General features: G+C 40.1%; 15 protein-coding genes and 2 pseudogenes. 14 read left to right on the forward strand and 3 right to left on the reverse strand.

The window, feature by feature from the left end:
- The 7 genes from IJS99_08085 to IJS99_08115 are packed head-to-tail and all read left to right on the forward strand — an operon-like array spanning position 1 to position 4069.
- Entirely contained in the window at positions 1 to 375 is a 375-nt protein-coding gene (locus IJS99_08085) for a hypothetical protein (GenBank protein ID MBQ7561775.1), read from the forward strand.
- Positions 376 to 405: 30 nt separating this feature from the next.
- Positions 406 to 579: a hypothetical protein gene (locus IJS99_08090; GenBank protein ID MBQ7561776.1), complete on the forward strand. Its 174-nt coding sequence runs from the start codon at positions 406 to 408 to the stop codon at positions 577 to 579.
- Positions 569 to 1369 carry a (Fe-S)-binding protein gene (locus IJS99_08095; GenBank protein ID MBQ7561777.1) on the forward strand — a complete coding sequence of 267 codons (801 nt, stop codon included), beginning with the start codon at positions 569 to 571 and terminating at the stop codon, positions 1367 to 1369. Before IJS99_08090 ends, IJS99_08095 begins: the two co-directional genes overlap by 11 nt.
- A 24-nt stretch (positions 1370 to 1393) precedes the next feature.
- Positions 1394 to 1726 (forward strand): carboxymuconolactone decarboxylase family protein, encoded by a 333-nt coding sequence (locus tag IJS99_08100; protein MBQ7561778.1) that lies wholly within the window; start codon positions 1394 to 1396, stop codon positions 1724 to 1726.
- 38 nt (positions 1727 to 1764) lie between these two features.
- Positions 1765 to 2685 carry an arsenosugar biosynthesis radical SAM protein ArsS gene (gene arsS, locus IJS99_08105; protein MBQ7561779.1) on the forward strand — a complete coding sequence of 307 codons (921 nt, stop codon included), beginning with the start codon at positions 1765 to 1767 and terminating at the stop codon, positions 2683 to 2685.
- A gap of 39 nt (positions 2686 to 2724) precedes the next feature.
- Positions 2725 to 3417 (forward strand): TIGR04283 family arsenosugar biosynthesis glycosyltransferase, encoded by a 693-nt coding sequence (locus tag IJS99_08110; protein ID MBQ7561780.1) that lies wholly within the window; start codon positions 2725 to 2727, stop codon positions 3415 to 3417.
- The gene (locus tag IJS99_08115) at positions 3401 to 4069 is read left to right on the forward strand and encodes a TIGR04282 family arsenosugar biosynthesis glycosyltransferase (GenBank protein ID MBQ7561781.1); all 669 of its coding nucleotides are present in this window, start codon (positions 3401 to 3403) and stop codon (positions 4067 to 4069) included. Before IJS99_08110 ends, IJS99_08115 begins: the two co-directional genes overlap by 17 nt.
- Here IJS99_08115 and IJS99_08120 read toward each other — a convergent pair.
- A complete protein-coding gene (locus IJS99_08120) occupies positions 4053 to 4940 on the reverse strand; it encodes a LysR family transcriptional regulator (GenBank protein MBQ7561782.1) in 888 nt (295 codons plus the stop codon). The two genes, IJS99_08115 and IJS99_08120, sit on opposite strands and share 17 nt — an antisense overlap.
- A gap of 129 nt (positions 4941 to 5069) precedes the next feature.
- Between IJS99_08120 and IJS99_08125 the strand changes: the two are divergent.
- Positions 5070 to 6066 (forward strand): annotated as a pseudogene (locus tag IJS99_08125) (aldo/keto reductase).
- A 16-nt stretch (positions 6067 to 6082) separates the two neighbouring features.
- Complete coding sequence (locus IJS99_08130; protein ID MBQ7561783.1) at positions 6083 to 7861, forward strand: aldo/keto reductase; 1779 nt, start codon at positions 6083 to 6085, stop codon at positions 7859 to 7861.
- A 25-nt stretch (positions 7862 to 7886) separates the two neighbouring features.
- Here the strand turns inward: IJS99_08130 and pbpC are convergent, their stop codons facing one another.
- Together pbpC and IJS99_08140 are read right to left on the reverse strand one after the other, a co-directional pair.
- Positions 7887 to 10103, reverse strand: coding sequence for a penicillin-binding protein 1C (pbpC, locus tag IJS99_08135; protein ID MBQ7561784.1), 2217 nt, complete (start codon positions 10101 to 10103; stop codon positions 7887 to 7889).
- Positions 10104 to 10106: 3 nt separating this feature from the next.
- A pseudogene (locus tag IJS99_08140) lies at positions 10107 to 11711 on the reverse strand (Na/Pi cotransporter family protein).
- Positions 11712 to 11957: 246 nt separating this feature from the next.
- Between IJS99_08140 and prfB the strand changes: the two are divergent.
- Genes prfB through IJS99_08165 form a run of 5 tightly spaced genes read left to right on the forward strand, consistent with a single transcriptional unit; the run spans position 11958 to position 16425 of the window.
- Entirely contained in the window at positions 11958 to 13022 is a 1065-nt protein-coding gene (gene prfB, locus IJS99_08145; GenBank protein ID MBQ7561785.1) for a peptide chain release factor 2, read from the forward strand.
- Positions 13015 to 14667, forward strand: a complete 1653-nt coding sequence (locus IJS99_08150) for a hypothetical protein (GenBank protein MBQ7561786.1) — start codon at positions 13015 to 13017, stop codon at positions 14665 to 14667. The genes prfB and IJS99_08150 overlap by 8 nt, the downstream gene beginning before the upstream one ends.
- Before the next feature lie 20 nt (positions 14668 to 14687).
- Entirely contained in the window at positions 14688 to 15290 is a 603-nt protein-coding gene (gene tmk, locus IJS99_08155) for a dTMP kinase (GenBank protein ID MBQ7561787.1), read from the forward strand.
- Positions 15287 to 15742, forward strand: coding sequence for a DUF327 family protein (locus tag IJS99_08160; GenBank protein ID MBQ7561788.1), 456 nt, complete (start codon positions 15287 to 15289; stop codon positions 15740 to 15742). Before tmk ends, IJS99_08160 begins: the two co-directional genes overlap by 4 nt.
- Positions 15718 to 16425: a hypothetical protein gene (locus IJS99_08165; protein MBQ7561789.1), complete on the forward strand. Its 708-nt coding sequence runs from the start codon at positions 15718 to 15720 to the stop codon at positions 16423 to 16425. The genes IJS99_08160 and IJS99_08165 overlap by 25 nt, the downstream gene beginning before the upstream one ends.
- The last annotated feature ends 79 nt before the right edge of the window (positions 16426 to 16504 follow it).

The following is a 16504-nucleotide window of genomic DNA, read 5'->3' on the forward strand; positions in this document are numbered from 1 at the left end:
ATGTTGTCGCGTCTGTATAATTCTTTCTTGCTTAGTATGTTAATCAGCGTGATATTATTCAAATCCGAGTGGCTGGAAATGCGCGTTAATTTAGGCTGGGTATTTTTCGGGCTCGTTATAGTGCTTTTCTTGTTGATGGGAGCATTAAAATTTTTCTCAAGTTTCGCGGCTTCTCTGATTATATTAATAATTTCATGTTCGGGAATATTTTTATTAACAGGCCAAGAAGGAATCTCAATAATTCCTGCGTCAATAATTCGCGAGGGCATAGGGCAGACTCATATAAAATTTAACACGATAAATTATGCCTTACTTGCGATAATATTTGCTGGCTTAATATTAACGTTTATATTTAGCAGGCGGCATGAACACTAGACGCGTTATATTTGCGGGTGAGTATTTATCATGAATGCTAGAAACTTTTTAGACGCGTCAATAAATTCGGGTTATATACTCGTGAGTATTTATTTATGTGTTTACAAGTTAGGAAGTATTATAAACATGAACACTAGAAAATTTTTAGGCGCGTTTACGAGTTATTTTTGCTGGGCTATATCAAGAAATCGCTATGAACACTAGAAAATTTTTATTTAATATGGCCGTGAAGATCGATCAATTTTTTGCGGCCAGTAAATTTTTAAGACGTGCTAAGAAATCAGGCAATATTATATTTATGCCCGGTTGCAGCTTAAGAGGTTATAATCCTGAATATATTTTCATGACTCGTGATTATTTGCGGGAGAAATTAGGCGATTGCGGGATAATTACTGCTTGCTGCTCCAAACCGTTAAAATTAATAGGCGACTCGAAAACTTTTCAGCTAAGAATCAAGAATCTTATAACTGAACTCGATAACATGAACGCAAAAATTTTAATAACAGCCTGCCAAAATTGCTATAATGTCATGAAATTATATGACTCTAACAGGAAAATTTTATCTCTATGGCCTTTAATGCAAAAATTTGGCTTGTCTGAATCACTCAAGAATAAATATTCAGGTCTTGAAGCAAGTATACAGGACTCATGCGTTAGTAATCATGAAATTATTAAGAGTGTCCGCGAAATAGTAAAATTTTTAGGTGTAAATATTCACGAGTTCGAAAATATTAAATGTTGCGGAGGAGTCAAGACTTTAACTACCGGAAATATTAAATTATCGCGTGAATACATGAGGCAGCGTGCGTCCGAGTCACCCTGTAATGTGATAATATCTTATTGCGCGTCATGCCGTTCAGCTATGAGTCTTGATAATAAATATAAGAGTATTCATTTACTTGATTTAATTTTCGGGAATGGCGAGCCTTTGAACTCAAAGAATAATTTATTGAATCGCCTTATAACAGCACAAAGATTATCGCGAGAAATATAATTTTGTAAAGGAGTTAAAAATTTTATGGGAATGTATTATAAATCTGAAGACTTAGAGAAATTTGCGGCTATGGGAGAATTTGCGCCCGATTTATGGGAAAAATTTATGGCTTATTACGGCTCAGTCTTTGAGTCAGGTGCATTGACTAAACGCGAGAAGGCATTAATTGCGCTTGCTGTTGCTCATGCCGTGCAGTGTCCGTATTGTATTGACGCTTATACACAAAGTTGTCTCGAAAACGGAGCGAATGAAGAACAGATGACGGAGGCCGTGCATGTTGCTTGTGCTATAAGGGGCGGGGCTTCTCTCGTTCACGGTGTCCAAATGAAAAATTTAGTGAAGGAGTTATCATTTTGACGGAAATAATAAAGCCTGAAATAAAATCTTTTGAAAGCATGATAGATAATGTTAATCCCGATTATAAATTTACTCATGAAAAATTACGCGTCATTCAAGTAAATATCGGGAAATTATGCAATCTTTCTTGTAAACATTGTCATGTGAACGCCGGGCCGAATCGCACTGAAATAATGACTCGTGAGACTATGCAGCATATTTTAAGACTACTGCCAAATTTTGAGACTCTTGACATCACAGGTGGCGCGCCTGAAATGAATAAAAATTTTTGCTGGCTCGTTGATGAGGCTGTAAAAACGGGAATTCATGTAATAGTCAGAAGCAATCTTGTTATCTTACATGAGAAAGAATATATTAACATTCCCGAATTCTTAGCAGATAGACACGTTGAAATCGCAGCGTCACTGCCTTATTATTCAGAAAATGACTGCGATAAACAAAGAGGTTCGGGAACGTTCAAAGCAATTATATCAATGCTCAAAAAATTAAATTCACTGGGCTACGGAATTGACAATAAATTAATTTTGAATCTCGTCTATAATCCCGGCGGTGCTTTCTTGCCTCCCAGTCAAAGCGAGTTAGAGCAGCAATATAAATCGCGTTTAATGTCAGATTATGGAATTAGATTTAATAATTTATTTGCGATTACTAATAATCCCATCGGACGATTTGAAAATTTCTTGAGACGAACGAATAATTATGATAGATACATGAAAAAATTATATGACTCGTTTAACCCTGCCGCGCTTGAAAATATGATGTGCAGATCTCAAATTTCTGTAGGCTGGGACGGGCAATTATACGACTGCGATTTTAATCAAGTCTTAAATCTCAAAATTGACGGCGTTAATAATATCTGCGAGCTTTACGAGATCCATAAACGTAAAATAAAATTTGCTGATCATTGTTACGCATGCACAGCCGGGAGCGGTTCGAGCTGCGGAGGCACTACGGCATGAAATATATTTTTGTGAATAGTCAGGTGTAATATTATAAATATGAAGGTCTCTATAATAATCCCTGTTCTTAATGAGGCAGCCAGAATCGAGAAATTAATAAATTTGCTTGAGAATCTTGACGGCGACAAAGAAATAATTATCTCAGACGGAGGCAGCACTGACGGGACATTACAGAAAATAAAAAATTTTTGCGGAGTAACTCTTATAAATTCTCAATCGGGGCGGGCTTCACAAATGAACGAGGGCGCAAAATTTTCAACGGGCGATATTTTATGGTTCTTACACGCTGACTCGATTCCTGCAGATTCAAGCATTCAAGATATAATACGAGCTATAGAAGACGGCTTTATCGGGGGATTCTTTAAGTTATATTTTTATGATTCACACGATAAATTTATGAATTTCATAGCAAGGACTTCACATATAAGGGGCAAAAATTTTTGTTTGATTTTCGGGGATCAGGGCTTATTCTTGAGGCGTGATATTTTTATGAGTCTTGGAGGCTTTGCAGATATTGCTTTAATGGAAGACTGGGAATTATCGCGGCGATTAAAAAATTTTCATAAAGGGGGCTGTATCTGCGCACTTGACAGCAAAATCGGCACTTCAGCACGGCGATATATAAATAACGGGCAAATTAGAACTTGGCTCAAAATGAACGTAATAAAATTTTTGTACATAATCGGAGTCTCGACAAAATTTTTGAGGTTGTTATATGACAGCAGAAAATAAGCAGGCTATTATAATTTTTTCAAGACTTCCCATAGGCAGCGAAACAAAAACGAGACTCGCAAGTTTACTTAATGAACAACAGCGCGAAATTTTACACGTTGCAATGTGGGCTGATATTTTCTCGGAAGTTATGAATTTAAGCGGTAAAATAAATATATTTCTTTACTGGACTGGGAGCGGCGATATAAATAATTATAAAAAATTTATTCCTGAAAATTTTATCTTGAGACAGCAAACGGGCGGCAATCTCGGCGAAAAAATGAATAATGCCATGCGAGAAATTTTTTATACTGGCTATAATCGTGTAGTATTAATCGGCTCTGATATTCCTTCAGTGAGACATGAAAATATAGAACGTGCATTTGACTCGTTAAATCATAGCGATGTAGTAATCGGCCCTTCAGAAGACGGCGGATATTGGCTTATAGGCATGAAAAAATTTATTTCTGACGCGTTTAATATATCAAGATACGGCGATTCAAGCGTGTTAGATTCTACAATCATGAAATTAAATGATTCGGGAATAATATATAATTTAGTTGATACTTTGCAGGATTTAGACACTCCGGATGATATAAAAATTTTCATGAGTCAAGCTGATAATCAAGACAGAAAGACATATAAATATTTAGAGTTCATACTAAAAAATTAGGATTATCGCGATAAATTTTTTGCAGGAGTTTCACGAAATTATAAACGCTTTCTCTCTGTTCGCTCGCATGAGTACATAGAACGCACTTGACAGTCTCAGGGCAGTTAAACGGGATCCAAGCGAATTCGTTATAATGATCGTTAAGAAATCCCGGCGCGAGGCATATTCCCTTGTGAGTCGCTATATTAGTTAATGTCGTGTCATAATCATTGCTGTTAAAATACGGAATATTGAGCGCGTTAATAATTCTCTGCTGTACTGCCTTAAGTTCAGGAGGTGAACCGCCCCCGACCATTAGAGTGCGATTCTTGAGGTCGTCAAGATTTATGATTTTTTTCTGTGCTAATGGGTCAGATTTTTGCGTTATTAGATAAATCCTGCTCTCGAAAATCGGGTGTAAATTTATATCGGGAATTCTTTTAACGTCGACTTCCATAGAGAATAAAATATCTTCTTCACCCTTCAGAAATGATGACAAATCGAATAATGGCCAGAAATGAGGCGTTATAAATATAGACTCGTTTTCGCGCTCAAAAATTTCAATGGCTTGAGGCAAAAAATATAGTGCTGATCTTGTCGGGAGTCCTATTGATATATTTGTCTGATAGTGTGAGCTGAAATTTTGCCCCTGTTCGATTGCTCGTTTAAGTTCATTGCGTATATTGCGGAGTGTCGTGCAAAATTGTTCGCCCGCTGGTGTAAGCACTGCCCCTCTTGCTGAACGTTCAAATAAAGTAAATCCTATTTCGTCCTCAAGTAATTTAATTTGATACGTCAATGCAGGCTGCGAAATAAATAAATTCTCGGCGGCTCTGTTGAAATTCTTAGTATGTGCGATTTCTAAGACAAAATCTATTTGCTTTGTATTCATGATTAATAATTAATAAAAAATTTTTATTTGCTATCAAACTTTTCTATTTGAATATTATATCACTCGGCTTTAAAATTTAATCGTTCACAAAAAATTTAAATATTTAATATAAGGGAGATAAAATTTTTCATGAAATATGTAAAACTAGGTAACAGCGGCGTTGATGTCTCAAGAATTTGTCTCGGCATGATGAGTTTCGGCAAGCCCGGCTCAGAAAACGGCGTATTTCCGTGGGCTATGGAATTCGAGGACGCAAAACCTTTATTCAAGAAAGCAATAGAACTCGGAATAAATTTTTTTGACACTGCTAATGTTTATCAATTAGGGAGCAGCGAAGAAATTACCGGAAAATTAATCCGCGAATTCAATTTAAACCGTGATGAAATTGTTGTAGCAACTAAGGTAAATTTTGACATGCGGGCAGGCAGACCGAACGGGGGCGGCTCTTCACGTAAAAATATTTTGAGCGAAATCGATCACAGTTTAAAACGTTTAGGGCTTGATTACGTTGATTTATACCAGATTCACAGGCTTGACCCTTTCACTCCTATGGAAGAAATTATGGAAGCATTGCACGATGTCGTAAAAAGCGGGAAGGCTCGTTATATTGGAGCTTGCACGATGGACGCTTGGCAGTTCGAGAGATTGCAGAATATCGCTGAGCGTCATGGCTGGACAAAATTTATTACTATGCAGAATCAATATAATTTAATTTATCGCGAGGAAGAACACGAAATGATGCCTTTATGTCTTGACCGCAAAGTCGGTGTGAATCCTTGGAGTCCTTTAGCTGGAGGGCGTTGCGCTCATTCATGGGGGACTCAGACAGCACGCACGAAAATTGACGCAGTATCTCCGGCAGTCTGGACGGAAAAAACAGCCGAACAAGATAAAAAAAGTTGTCGACAATCTTGAGAAAATCGCAAAAGAGAACGGCCGGACTATGGCACAAGAAGCACTTGCCTGGATGTTGAGTAAGCCGTTTATCTGCTCCCCTGTTGTAGGAACTACCAGCGTTAAACACGTCGAAGAAGCGGCCTCAGCAGTTGATATAATATTAAGTGATGACGAGATTTCAGCACTTGAATCGCCGTATGTAGCTCACACTAAACAGCACGCATTTTAAAGAAAGGAATATTTTAATGACGGGGAAAATTTTTATTGCGCTTGTTATGATTCTAGCTTTATCGATTCCGGCAAATTCTGCAGAGACTCAAAAAGTTAAGTATATTGAAGCTCCTGATTTTCCGGGACAAATTTATTTATATGACAATCCCAGCGAGCAGGATATAAATTTTGAACAATGGTACGAGATCGAGGGGCGCGGGCAATTTGTGAGAAATGTTAAAGTCCCTGCTTTGATTCCATATTTGCCGGATCCTGAAAAGTCAAACGGTGCAGCTATAATTATCGCTCCCGGGGGTGCGTTCTTACATCATACTTTCGGCAGCGGGGGTTATGAGGCCGCAGAATATTTCAGAAGTCAGGGCTTTGCGACGTTCATATTAAAGTATCGCGTTGAAATCACACCCCGTGAAGAGTCAGATTATCAGGCATATGTCGCTGAAAAAATGGCCGGTTATATTGCTGGAGGTCTAAGCAGGAATTATGCGCCTGCTACACCTGATTACGCGTTTGAAGATATTAATAAATCCGTGAAATTATTGCGTGAGAGAGCGAAAGAATTTAATATCAAGCCTAACAAAATAGGAATCGTAGAATTTTCTGCGGGTGCTTTGATGGCCGTCTACAATGCAGAGAGCGCGCCGAGTGATTCAAAAGCTGATTTTATCGCCTCAATTTACGGTCAATTAGTAATGCGTGATATGCCCGAAAAATTGCCCCCGATGTTCGTAGCTATGTCTTCAGATGATGAATTATCAGGCCAGAGCGGTTTTGAGATTATTCAGGCTTGGCAGAAAAGGGGAGTCGTTGAGCTTCATTTATATGGCAAGGGCGGGCATAATTTCGGAATGGGTCACGAACCTTTTACGAATTATTTATGGCCTGTAGAATTTCTTGCGTGGCTCAGAATGTTAGATATTATTGACTCACCTGCTAATAAGGCTGTAATCAAATTAAATAACGGTCTCGAAATGCCTCAGTTTGGGCTCGGTACTTATCGTTCAAGCGTAGAACAAGCTCATGATGCTGTATTAGCTGCGTTAAAGGCCGGTTATAGACACATTGACACGGCTCATGCTTACCAGAATGAACGCGGAGTCGGTGCTGCAATTCGCGAGTCAGGAATCCCCCGCAGTGAAATCTGGATAACCAGCAAATTATGGCCGACTGATTATAATTCCGGAAATGTTGCGGACTCGATTAATAAAATGCTTGATAGACTCGGAACTGATTATATAGATTTATTATATCTTCATCAGGCAGTGGGCGATTACATGGCAGGCTGGCGAGGTCTTGAAGAGGCCGTGAAAAATGGCAAAGTCCGCGCTATAGGATTATCAAATTTTGACGTGAAGCCCGAATTATTTGACGATGTATTAAATAAAGCAGAAATTAAGCCCGCAATAGTTCAAATTGAGTTACACCCCTATGCACAGAGAAAAGAATTTCGCGGGAAGTGCGCAAAAAATAATATTGCAATTGAAGGCTGGTATCCACTGGGAGGCACTCACGGCGGGAATAATATTTTATTCGCAGACCCCGTAATTCTTGAGATTGCAGGACGATATGGCAAGACACCGGCTGAAATAATTTTACGCTGGCACGTTCAAGAAGGTTTCTCGACAATTCCCGGCTCAAGAAATCCGGCGCATATAAAGCAAAATATTTCGGTTTATGGATTCACTCTTTCAGAGTCAGACATGAATAAAATCCGCGCTCTTGACTCAGAAAAAAGATTCTTCACGTCAACATGGGAAGAGATTCAACGCTTTAACGACTGGAAGCCTGAAGATTAATTTTATTGAATGCATGAATAAATCGCTAAAATAATTTCTCGGCTTGATTGTTATTTTTTCCGGGAGTGAAGATTTTCACATTTACAACTGCGCTCCGGCCTTCTGAGTCAGCAGCACTGATTATGTGTTCTCCGTCGGGTACGTCATGGAAAAATGTAGAATCAGGCAATGACGTGCCTATATACTTCCCGTCTAAGTACCACCAGACTCGTTTTTTTGCGCCTTCTGTCTTCATTGGAATTTTGCGCTCAATGTCAAAAGGTGCTATATAATACGACGCTCCCGGAATGGGTGAAATTATGCTTAAATCAGCATGTTTCTTGATAATATTTTTCGCCGGGCTGAACTCTGCGGGCATACTTGCGACTGATTGACCGGATTTTATTGCGTGCATATCACAAGGGAGAGTCTTTGTTACGCCTTTAATAAACCATTCAAATTTTTTGACTGGACATAAAGCCGTCGGGGGTTTACCTGAAAGCGAGCATACTTCCTGCAAATATAAATCATCGGGCTTGTCGTACCATGTTGATTTAGGTGAGACAACGCGCAAAATTTTTACAGCAACAGGAGCAGACGCTCTAGCACCTACGAGTCTCTCCCAGTAAGTGCCGTCGGGATTCCCTGCCCATACTACAACCGTATAATCAGGAGTCCAAGCCGCCGCCCATGCGTCCCGGAGTCCGTAAGATGTCCCAGTTTTTAACGCGACCCTCCATTGTCGGCCAAGTGTACCGCGCGCAAATAATGATAATTCGCCCTTATGAGTCAAAATATCACTTACAAGCCAGCAGCCCGCCTCGCTCGCAATTCTTTCACTTGTTTGTGCTGAGTCCTGCAAAAATTTTAATTGCCTGTGAATTCCCAGTGACGCAATAGAAGTAAAAGCCTCTAACTCTTCTAATAAAGTTACATCACATCCGCCGAGAATTAACGAGTCCCCGTAATAATAAGCAGATTGAGACAAATGACTCAAGCCGGCCGAACGCATTAAAGCAAGAACATTATCAGACCCGGCAGCGCGTAAAACTCTAGCAGCAGGAGCATTTAACGATTCAGACAAAGCAGCCCGCGCAGTAACTGCCCCGTGATACTGTAAATCAAAATTTCTAGGTGCCCGGCCGGAAAATGCCATAGAAGTATCAGCTAATAAAGTCGACGGCGATAAAATACCCTGCTCAATTGCTGATAAATACGCAAAAGGTTTCAGAGTCGACCCCGGCGAACGTGGAGCACGCCCGCAATCAACCCATGAGGCCGAGTCAGCATTGTAATTAAATCTCGCATTACCTACCCATGCTACAAGAGACGCGCTTTTATTCTCGACGATTCCAGCAGCAAGCGTTATATTAATCGGAAAATTATTTAATGACTGCCGCAAAATTGACTCTAGTTTTGTCTGAATCTCAAGATTTAAACTTGTATTAAATTTTTTAGGGACTCCCGGATTCTGCGATAATATTATCTCTGAGAAGTGCCACGCCCTAGAAGGTAATTCAAACTTTCTGCGGGGTAATTCTTCAAGTTTCGCGCGTCTTGCCTCGTCATGAGTAAAAACTTTTTTGCGTTCCATGAGATTAATAATTTCGTCGCGTCTCTTTCTTGCTGCACTTGGCCTCGTGTCAGGTCTATAGAGAGTCGGCCCCTTAAGCATTCCGATTAATAAACACGCTTCACCGGGTGAAATTTGTGATGCAGATTTGCCGAAATATATCAAGCTCGCCGCCTGAACTCCCCGAATATTCCCGCCGAATGGAGCAAGATTCAAGTAACATTCTAAAATTTTTTGTTTGGATAATTCGCGCTCTATCTTCATTGCCATAATGAATTCTCGAATCTTTGTTAGCGGAGTTCTTTTCCTGCCTTCACGTTCAGAAATAGCGAGCCTTATTACTTGACTCGTTATAGTTGACGCTCCTGACACGATATGACCCCGCGTAATATCCTGATAAATTGCCCGTAATAAAGCAAGAAAATCTATTCCAACGTGATTATAAAATCTCCCGTCTTCAGCATTAACAGCCACTAAGGGCAGCCATTTGCCCATTTCATTTAGGGGAATCGTAATTTGCCATTCAGACGCTGGCGATAATCTCACGTGAAATAATTTATCGTTTACGTCATGAAATGCAGGCGACGCAAAAATTGTTGTAACTCTCTCAGGGTTCACGTCAATATTTACCCATAAGAGAATAAAACTTGAAATCAGCGCAATTATTACGAGCAATAAAAATTTTTTCATGTCTTAAGCTGCCGGCTTCTTGCTTTTATCAAGTGAAAGAATCTCAAGTGTATAGCCTGCTACGTTATTGCTATGATCGCCGATTCTTTCGAGATTGCTTAATAGTGTAATGAAGTTTACGCCCTTTTCCGGGTCACACTCCCCGCGGTTGAGTCGTTCGATATGATTTTTGCGGTATTCGCGTTCCTGCTCGTCGATTCGTTTCTCGTACTCATAAATAACTTTCCATGCTTTAGACGCGCTTTCTTCGCCTATTGAGTCAAGTGATGTAGTTATTGCAAGAGTTGTCGTGTCGTACATGTCGCGAAATTCGTTAATGGCCTCTTCTGATAAATAATTGTCCATATAATCGCAGCGTTCTATTAAATTTTCTGCTCGGTCGCCTATTCTCTCAAGGTCAAGAGACGCATTTACATAGCAGCCCAGAACGGTCGACACTTCATCGGAGACTCCCCTTTGCCATATTTCAGACGCATATGACGATATAGCACGAGTTAATTTGTTTACGCTTTCCTCGTAACTGTCAAATTTTTTGCGGCGGTCATCAAGTTTTGTAGCGTCAAAATCAAAGAATGCCTCACGAATCAACTTAAACATTTTTTCAATAATTTCTCCCATGTGTAATAACTCATCTTTAACGGCAGTAACTGCGCTTGCTGACGAGATATTTATTAGAGTCGGGTCAAGATACATAATATCTTCGGGCTTGTCTTCAGGTCTTAAGGGAATAAGAGCAGTTATTAATTTTGCGAGTAATTTCACGAACGGGAAGAATATAATCGTGTTGAGTACGTTAAAAATTGTGTGAGCATTTGCAATTTGTCGCGATATATCCGGAGAACTCCATAATATAATTTGCTTGTAAACCGGCACAGCAAGTAAAAATATAATGCTCCCTATCAAGTTAAATAGCACGTGAGCCATTGCCGCTTGTTTTGCCGGGCGGGTCGCATTAAGTGAGACTACTACAGCCGTTAAAGTTGTGCCTAAATTATCGCCTAAAATTATGGGAATTGCCGCATCAAGTGTAATTAATCCCTGAGACGCTAGAGCCATTGTTAAACCGATTGTAGCTGCGCTTGACTGTATTAGAATCGTGAGAATCATTCCCGCAATTACTCCGGTTATAGGATTCGTGCCGAGCATTAATAACACGTCTTTATACTGGGCTATTATATGCGTTGTTGCTGATATTGTCTTCATTCCCGTGAAGAGAAGGCCAAGCCCTACGACTCCATTTGCGAAATATGAAAGTCTCTTAGTTTTGCTGCACATTGAGAGAACTACACCAATTGCAATTAATGGCAGTGCAAAGGCTTCAATTTTGAATGCTATGATCTGGGCTGTTACAGTTGTACCGATGTTAGCTCCCATTATAATGCCGATTGCTTGAGTGAGATTTAACAGTCCTGTATTAACAAAACTTACTGTCATTACTGTAGTGCCTGTGCTTGACTGAATTAGAACTGTAACGAGGATTCCCACGAAAATCCCGCGTAAAGGTGTCTTTGTGAGAGTTCCTATTAACTGACGCATTTTGTCGCCCGCTATAAATTGCAGAGCCTCGCTCATGAGTCTTATTCCGTAAAGAAATAATGCGACTCCGCCGGCAATATTAAAAAATGTCTGTATATCCACGTTGCAAATTTCCTCCTGATTATAAAATATTTAATAAATTTCTTGCATTAAGTATAGCAGATTGATAATAATTCATTCTTGATATTGTTATAAGCGCGATTATTTTTGCGTAATCTATGATAATATTTCACAATATAATCATGAAAAAATAGGTGTATTGAATGAATCAAAATTTAAATCTCAAGACAGAACTGGAAGAACTGCACGCGCTAATTACTGCAATGCAGGACAGCCTTTGACATCCCCGAACTTGAAAGACGCTCCCGTGAACTCACGCAAATAACTTCAGATCCCGCTTTCTGGAACTCAGAGGGCAGCAGCGAGACTCTTAAGGAACTCTCACAAATAAATTCTCGGCTTGATAATATGACTCATATAAAATCAGAATATGATGATTTAGTTGCGCTCGAAGAAATTTTATTAGAGACTCAAGATAACGAATTAGAGTCAGAATTCACGCAAAGAGCCTCGAACTTGAGAAATGAACTCGAACGCCAAAGCCTATTATTATTATTAAACGAGCAATATGACTCGTCAAATGCAATATTAGTAATTCATGCGGGATCGGGCGGGCTTGACTCTCAAGACTGGGCGGGAATGTTAATGAGAATGTATTTACGTTACTGCGAGCGCGAGGGATTCAAGACAAACATAATCGAGGCAACAACGGACGAGGGCGAGGGCATTAAAAGCGCGGCGATTTTAGTAGAAGGCGATTATTCATATGGATTTCTCAAAGCAGAAAAGGGAGTTCATAGACTCGTAAGGATTTCGCCGTTTGACTCAGCTCACAGGAGACACACGAGTTTTGCGGCTGTTCTTGTCTCACCTGAAATCAGCGACGACGTAAATATTGATATAAAGCCTGAAGATTTAAAGATTGACACATTCAGAGCGAGCGGCGCAGGGGGTCAATACGTGAACAGGACGGACTCGGCAGTGCGAATTACTCATATACCGTCGGGAATAGTCGTAACCTGTCAGAATGAACGCTCCCAGCACATGAATAGACAAGTAGCAATGCATGTTTTACGCAGCAGATTATACGAACTGGCTAATCAAGAAAGACAGGAAGAAATTGACTCAGTAATCGGCGACAAGAAAGAAGCAGCATGGGGCAGTCAAATACGCAGCTATGTTTTACACCCTTATACGCTCGTTAAAGATCACCGGACTAATTACGAACGAGGCAACGTGCAGGCAGTACTCGACGGCGATATAAATGATTTCATTATGGAATATTTGAGACAGCGCGCAAAAGAGGTCAGGCCTAATGCGTAAAATTTTTATTGCTGTATTAATTATGATAACTTGTGAGAGTTCGCAGGCTTTTACTCCTGAACAGCCAATCATGAAATTAAATCAAGTAAGACCCGGAATGACCGGCCGCGCTTTAACAGTCTTAAGAGGAATCACTCCCGAAAAAATCCCCGTCAAGATAATCAGCATAATTCCTAAAACGCCGAATCATAACGAGATATTAATAAAATTTTTAGGAGGCTATAAACTTGCTAAGGGTATGAGCGGCTCACCTGTATATATTCGCGGGAGAATTGCCGGAGCAGTCCGCAGCGGGTGGGAAGATTCAGATCAGACTCTAGCGGCAGTTACTCCGATTGAAGAAATGTGCGCTATACTTGACGATAATTTGAATCATGATAAAAATTTTTTAGCGGGCGACTTGATTTTATCGGGAATGAGTAAAAATTTTTTGCTTGAGAAATTTGCTGATTCACTTGGCCTGAATTTGACTCAGGGAATTTCGCGGGCCTCACATAATATAAATATAGATAACTCGCGACTCAAGCCCGGCGACTCTGTATCTGTCTTGCTTGCATGGGGCGACGTTGATTTATCAGCATCAGGGACAATCACGGCGACATCGAAAACGGGCGAATTTATTGCGTTCGGTCATTCGTTTTTGAAGCGTGGCGGTGCGAATTATCCTGCGGCAAAGACTTTCATACATGAGACAGTAAATAGCTCGTCATTCCCATTTAAATTAACGACTCCACTATCAATTAACGGCACAATCACTCACGATAAAGAGTCGGGAATCGCTGGCAGATTTAATTATTTCGGGCATTCTATAGGGTGCGAGCTTGTATTTAACAATTTAGACACGGGCGAGTCAAGCAATTATAAATTTCGTGTTATAGCTGATGAGTTTCTGACTCCTTCACTGCTTAACGGGCTTTTTACGGGCTTGACAGAAGAGGCATGGGGTCGCAAAGGTCAGGGCACAATGTTAATAAATCTGCGGATCGACTCAAAAAATGTTAATAACGGCTGGACTCGTCAAGATATATTTTTCTCCGGTGAAAATGTTTTAGCTAAAGCATTTGAGCAGCCAGTAAAAATTATAGACGCTTTCATGACTCAGCCGTTTATAAATATTATGCCGGCCGGGTTTAGAATCACGGTAAATGCGACTCAATATCCGCGGGCCCTAATAATTGAAGACGTTGACGCACCTAAAAGCGCGAGGCCGGGCGACGATGTAGCAATATTAGTTACATTAAGGGAGTGGCGAAAAGATACATTCAGGCGTAAATTTATTTTGCGGATTCCTGAATCAGCTTCCGGAGTCTGTGAGGTCGTAGTAAGAGGCGGCAATACTCAGCCTATGAGTCAACTTGCTGTAGAATCTGGCTATAAATCTATAAATAGTCTTGCAAGAATGTTAGACGAGTTAAAGGCAATCGACTCAAATAATGAGCTGTTTATTGAGCTTAACACGGATAAACTCGGCGAGTCATTACGCAGTGCACTATCAGGCAAGAATAATTCTGATTTTTTGCCGGAGGAACAGGAATATTTAAGCGAGACCAAATCACGCCGAATCAAAGAAGGAACGTTAAAGATTTTGAGTTCAGAATATTTTATTGACGGCATGATGAAGCGCATTATACATATAGATAAATAATAAAGAAGTGAAGTGAGGCAATGAAAGCAAAATTTATTGTAATAGAAGGCATTGACGGGAGCGGGAAGAGTACTCAGGCCGAGAAAATAGCAAAATGGCTTGAGAATTTCACCGGACTCAAGACTACACGGACATTTGAGCCGGGGGGCTGTGAGACCTGCAAAAAATTGCGCGAGTTCATATTATCGAGCATAAATTATAATAGTTTCTCGGAATTGTTATTATTTCTTGCTGACAGAGCCGAACACGTGAATAAATTAATTTTGCCTGAACTAGAAAGCGGCCATAATGTAATTTGCGAGCGATATAATGACTCGACTCTTGCTTATCAATCGGGCGGGCATAATGAGAATCTTTCACGCGTAAAAAAAATAATAGCTGCCTGCGAATTCCCCGAACCTGATATAAAAATTTTACTCGATATTACACCGGAAATAGCTTTTAAACGAGTTCAGGAGCGCAAGAATCTCAATGATAAATTTGAGTCTGAAGGCTTAGAATTAATGACCCGAGTCGCAAAATTTTACAGGTCATGCAGTGATTTTATAGTGATTCATTGTGATAATCTTTCAGAAAATGAAGTTTTTAATGCGATAATTGCAGAATTGGAGGCTAGAATTTGAGTCCCATTCAGATAAAACGAGGGGGCGGGGGAGAGCCTGCACAGCCCAGAGTCGAATTTGGAAGCTCAAGCACAGGACATCACGCCGAACCGGCATCAAATATTTCTGCGTCAGGATTTTCTTTTGAGTCAGCAATGGAGGCCGCCGAACTTGAAGACTTGCTAGATCAGTTATATGAATTATCCGATAAATTATCAGTATTTCCGGGGGGTAGATTAATAGCTGAATACCGTTCAGTCCTGAATGAGTTATTAAAGCGTGCGACAAAGGGACTGCGAATCAAGCGCGACATGAGATGGCGGAAAACTGACCGCAAATTATACGTAACAATTGAACGCGCGGAACAGGCAATGGACGAATTAGAAGAGGCGTTCTTATACGAGGGGAATCGCACGAAGGCACTAGCTTTAATGGAGGAAATAAAAGGTTGTCTAATCTCGCTGTTAATGTAACATGGCAGAATATTTTAAACGAGTCAGATCCTCACTGCAGAGCCATAGCAGCCCCGGCCAAGTGGCATAATGAAATAATAGAGTCTCTTGCTGTGAAAATTTTAGGGAGTTATAAGCCTTCTCATCCTGATTTATTGATAATAGGCAATATTGACAAGGCCCCGAATATAGATTTATGCAGAAATTTAATAAATGATATAGCTTTGAAGCCTTTAGAGTCTCGAAAACGTTTAGGAGTAATAATGTGCGCTGACAAGTTATTATTACCTGCCGCAAATAGTTTATTGAAGCTCGCAGAAGAACCCCCCGAACACGCATATTTATTATTTTTGATGGAGGACTCGCGTTTTTTCCTGCCGACATTGAGGAGTCGCTCAAGATTTACCACTTTAGTATCACATGAAAAACTAGAGACTTCACCCGTGCCCCAGAATGACTCGGACTGGATAGAATGGCTTGCTAAGACACGAAATATAAATATTGATGATATTATAATCGATTTAGATAACTGGCTTAACTGGGCGGCAATTAATAATTATTATGAGCTGGCCGAACGTGTTGCATTCCTGAAGATTTTAGCTGACAAGAAAAATTTATCAGTTCCGCAGATTTGCGACGTTATAATATTAACACTAAGAGAGGAAAATAATTACTGTGAATGTATACTTGACGATCTTTGGTAAGCCTCGATATTTAGGACTTGCAAAGATAGATGACGGAAAAATTTTACATGATTTAGAAGAAAATAAATCGCGCTGGATA

This window comes from Synergistaceae bacterium, assembly GCA_017444345.1.
In the GTDB taxonomy this organism is placed as follows: domain Bacteria; phylum Synergistota; class Synergistia; order Synergistales; family Aminobacteriaceae; genus JAFUXM01.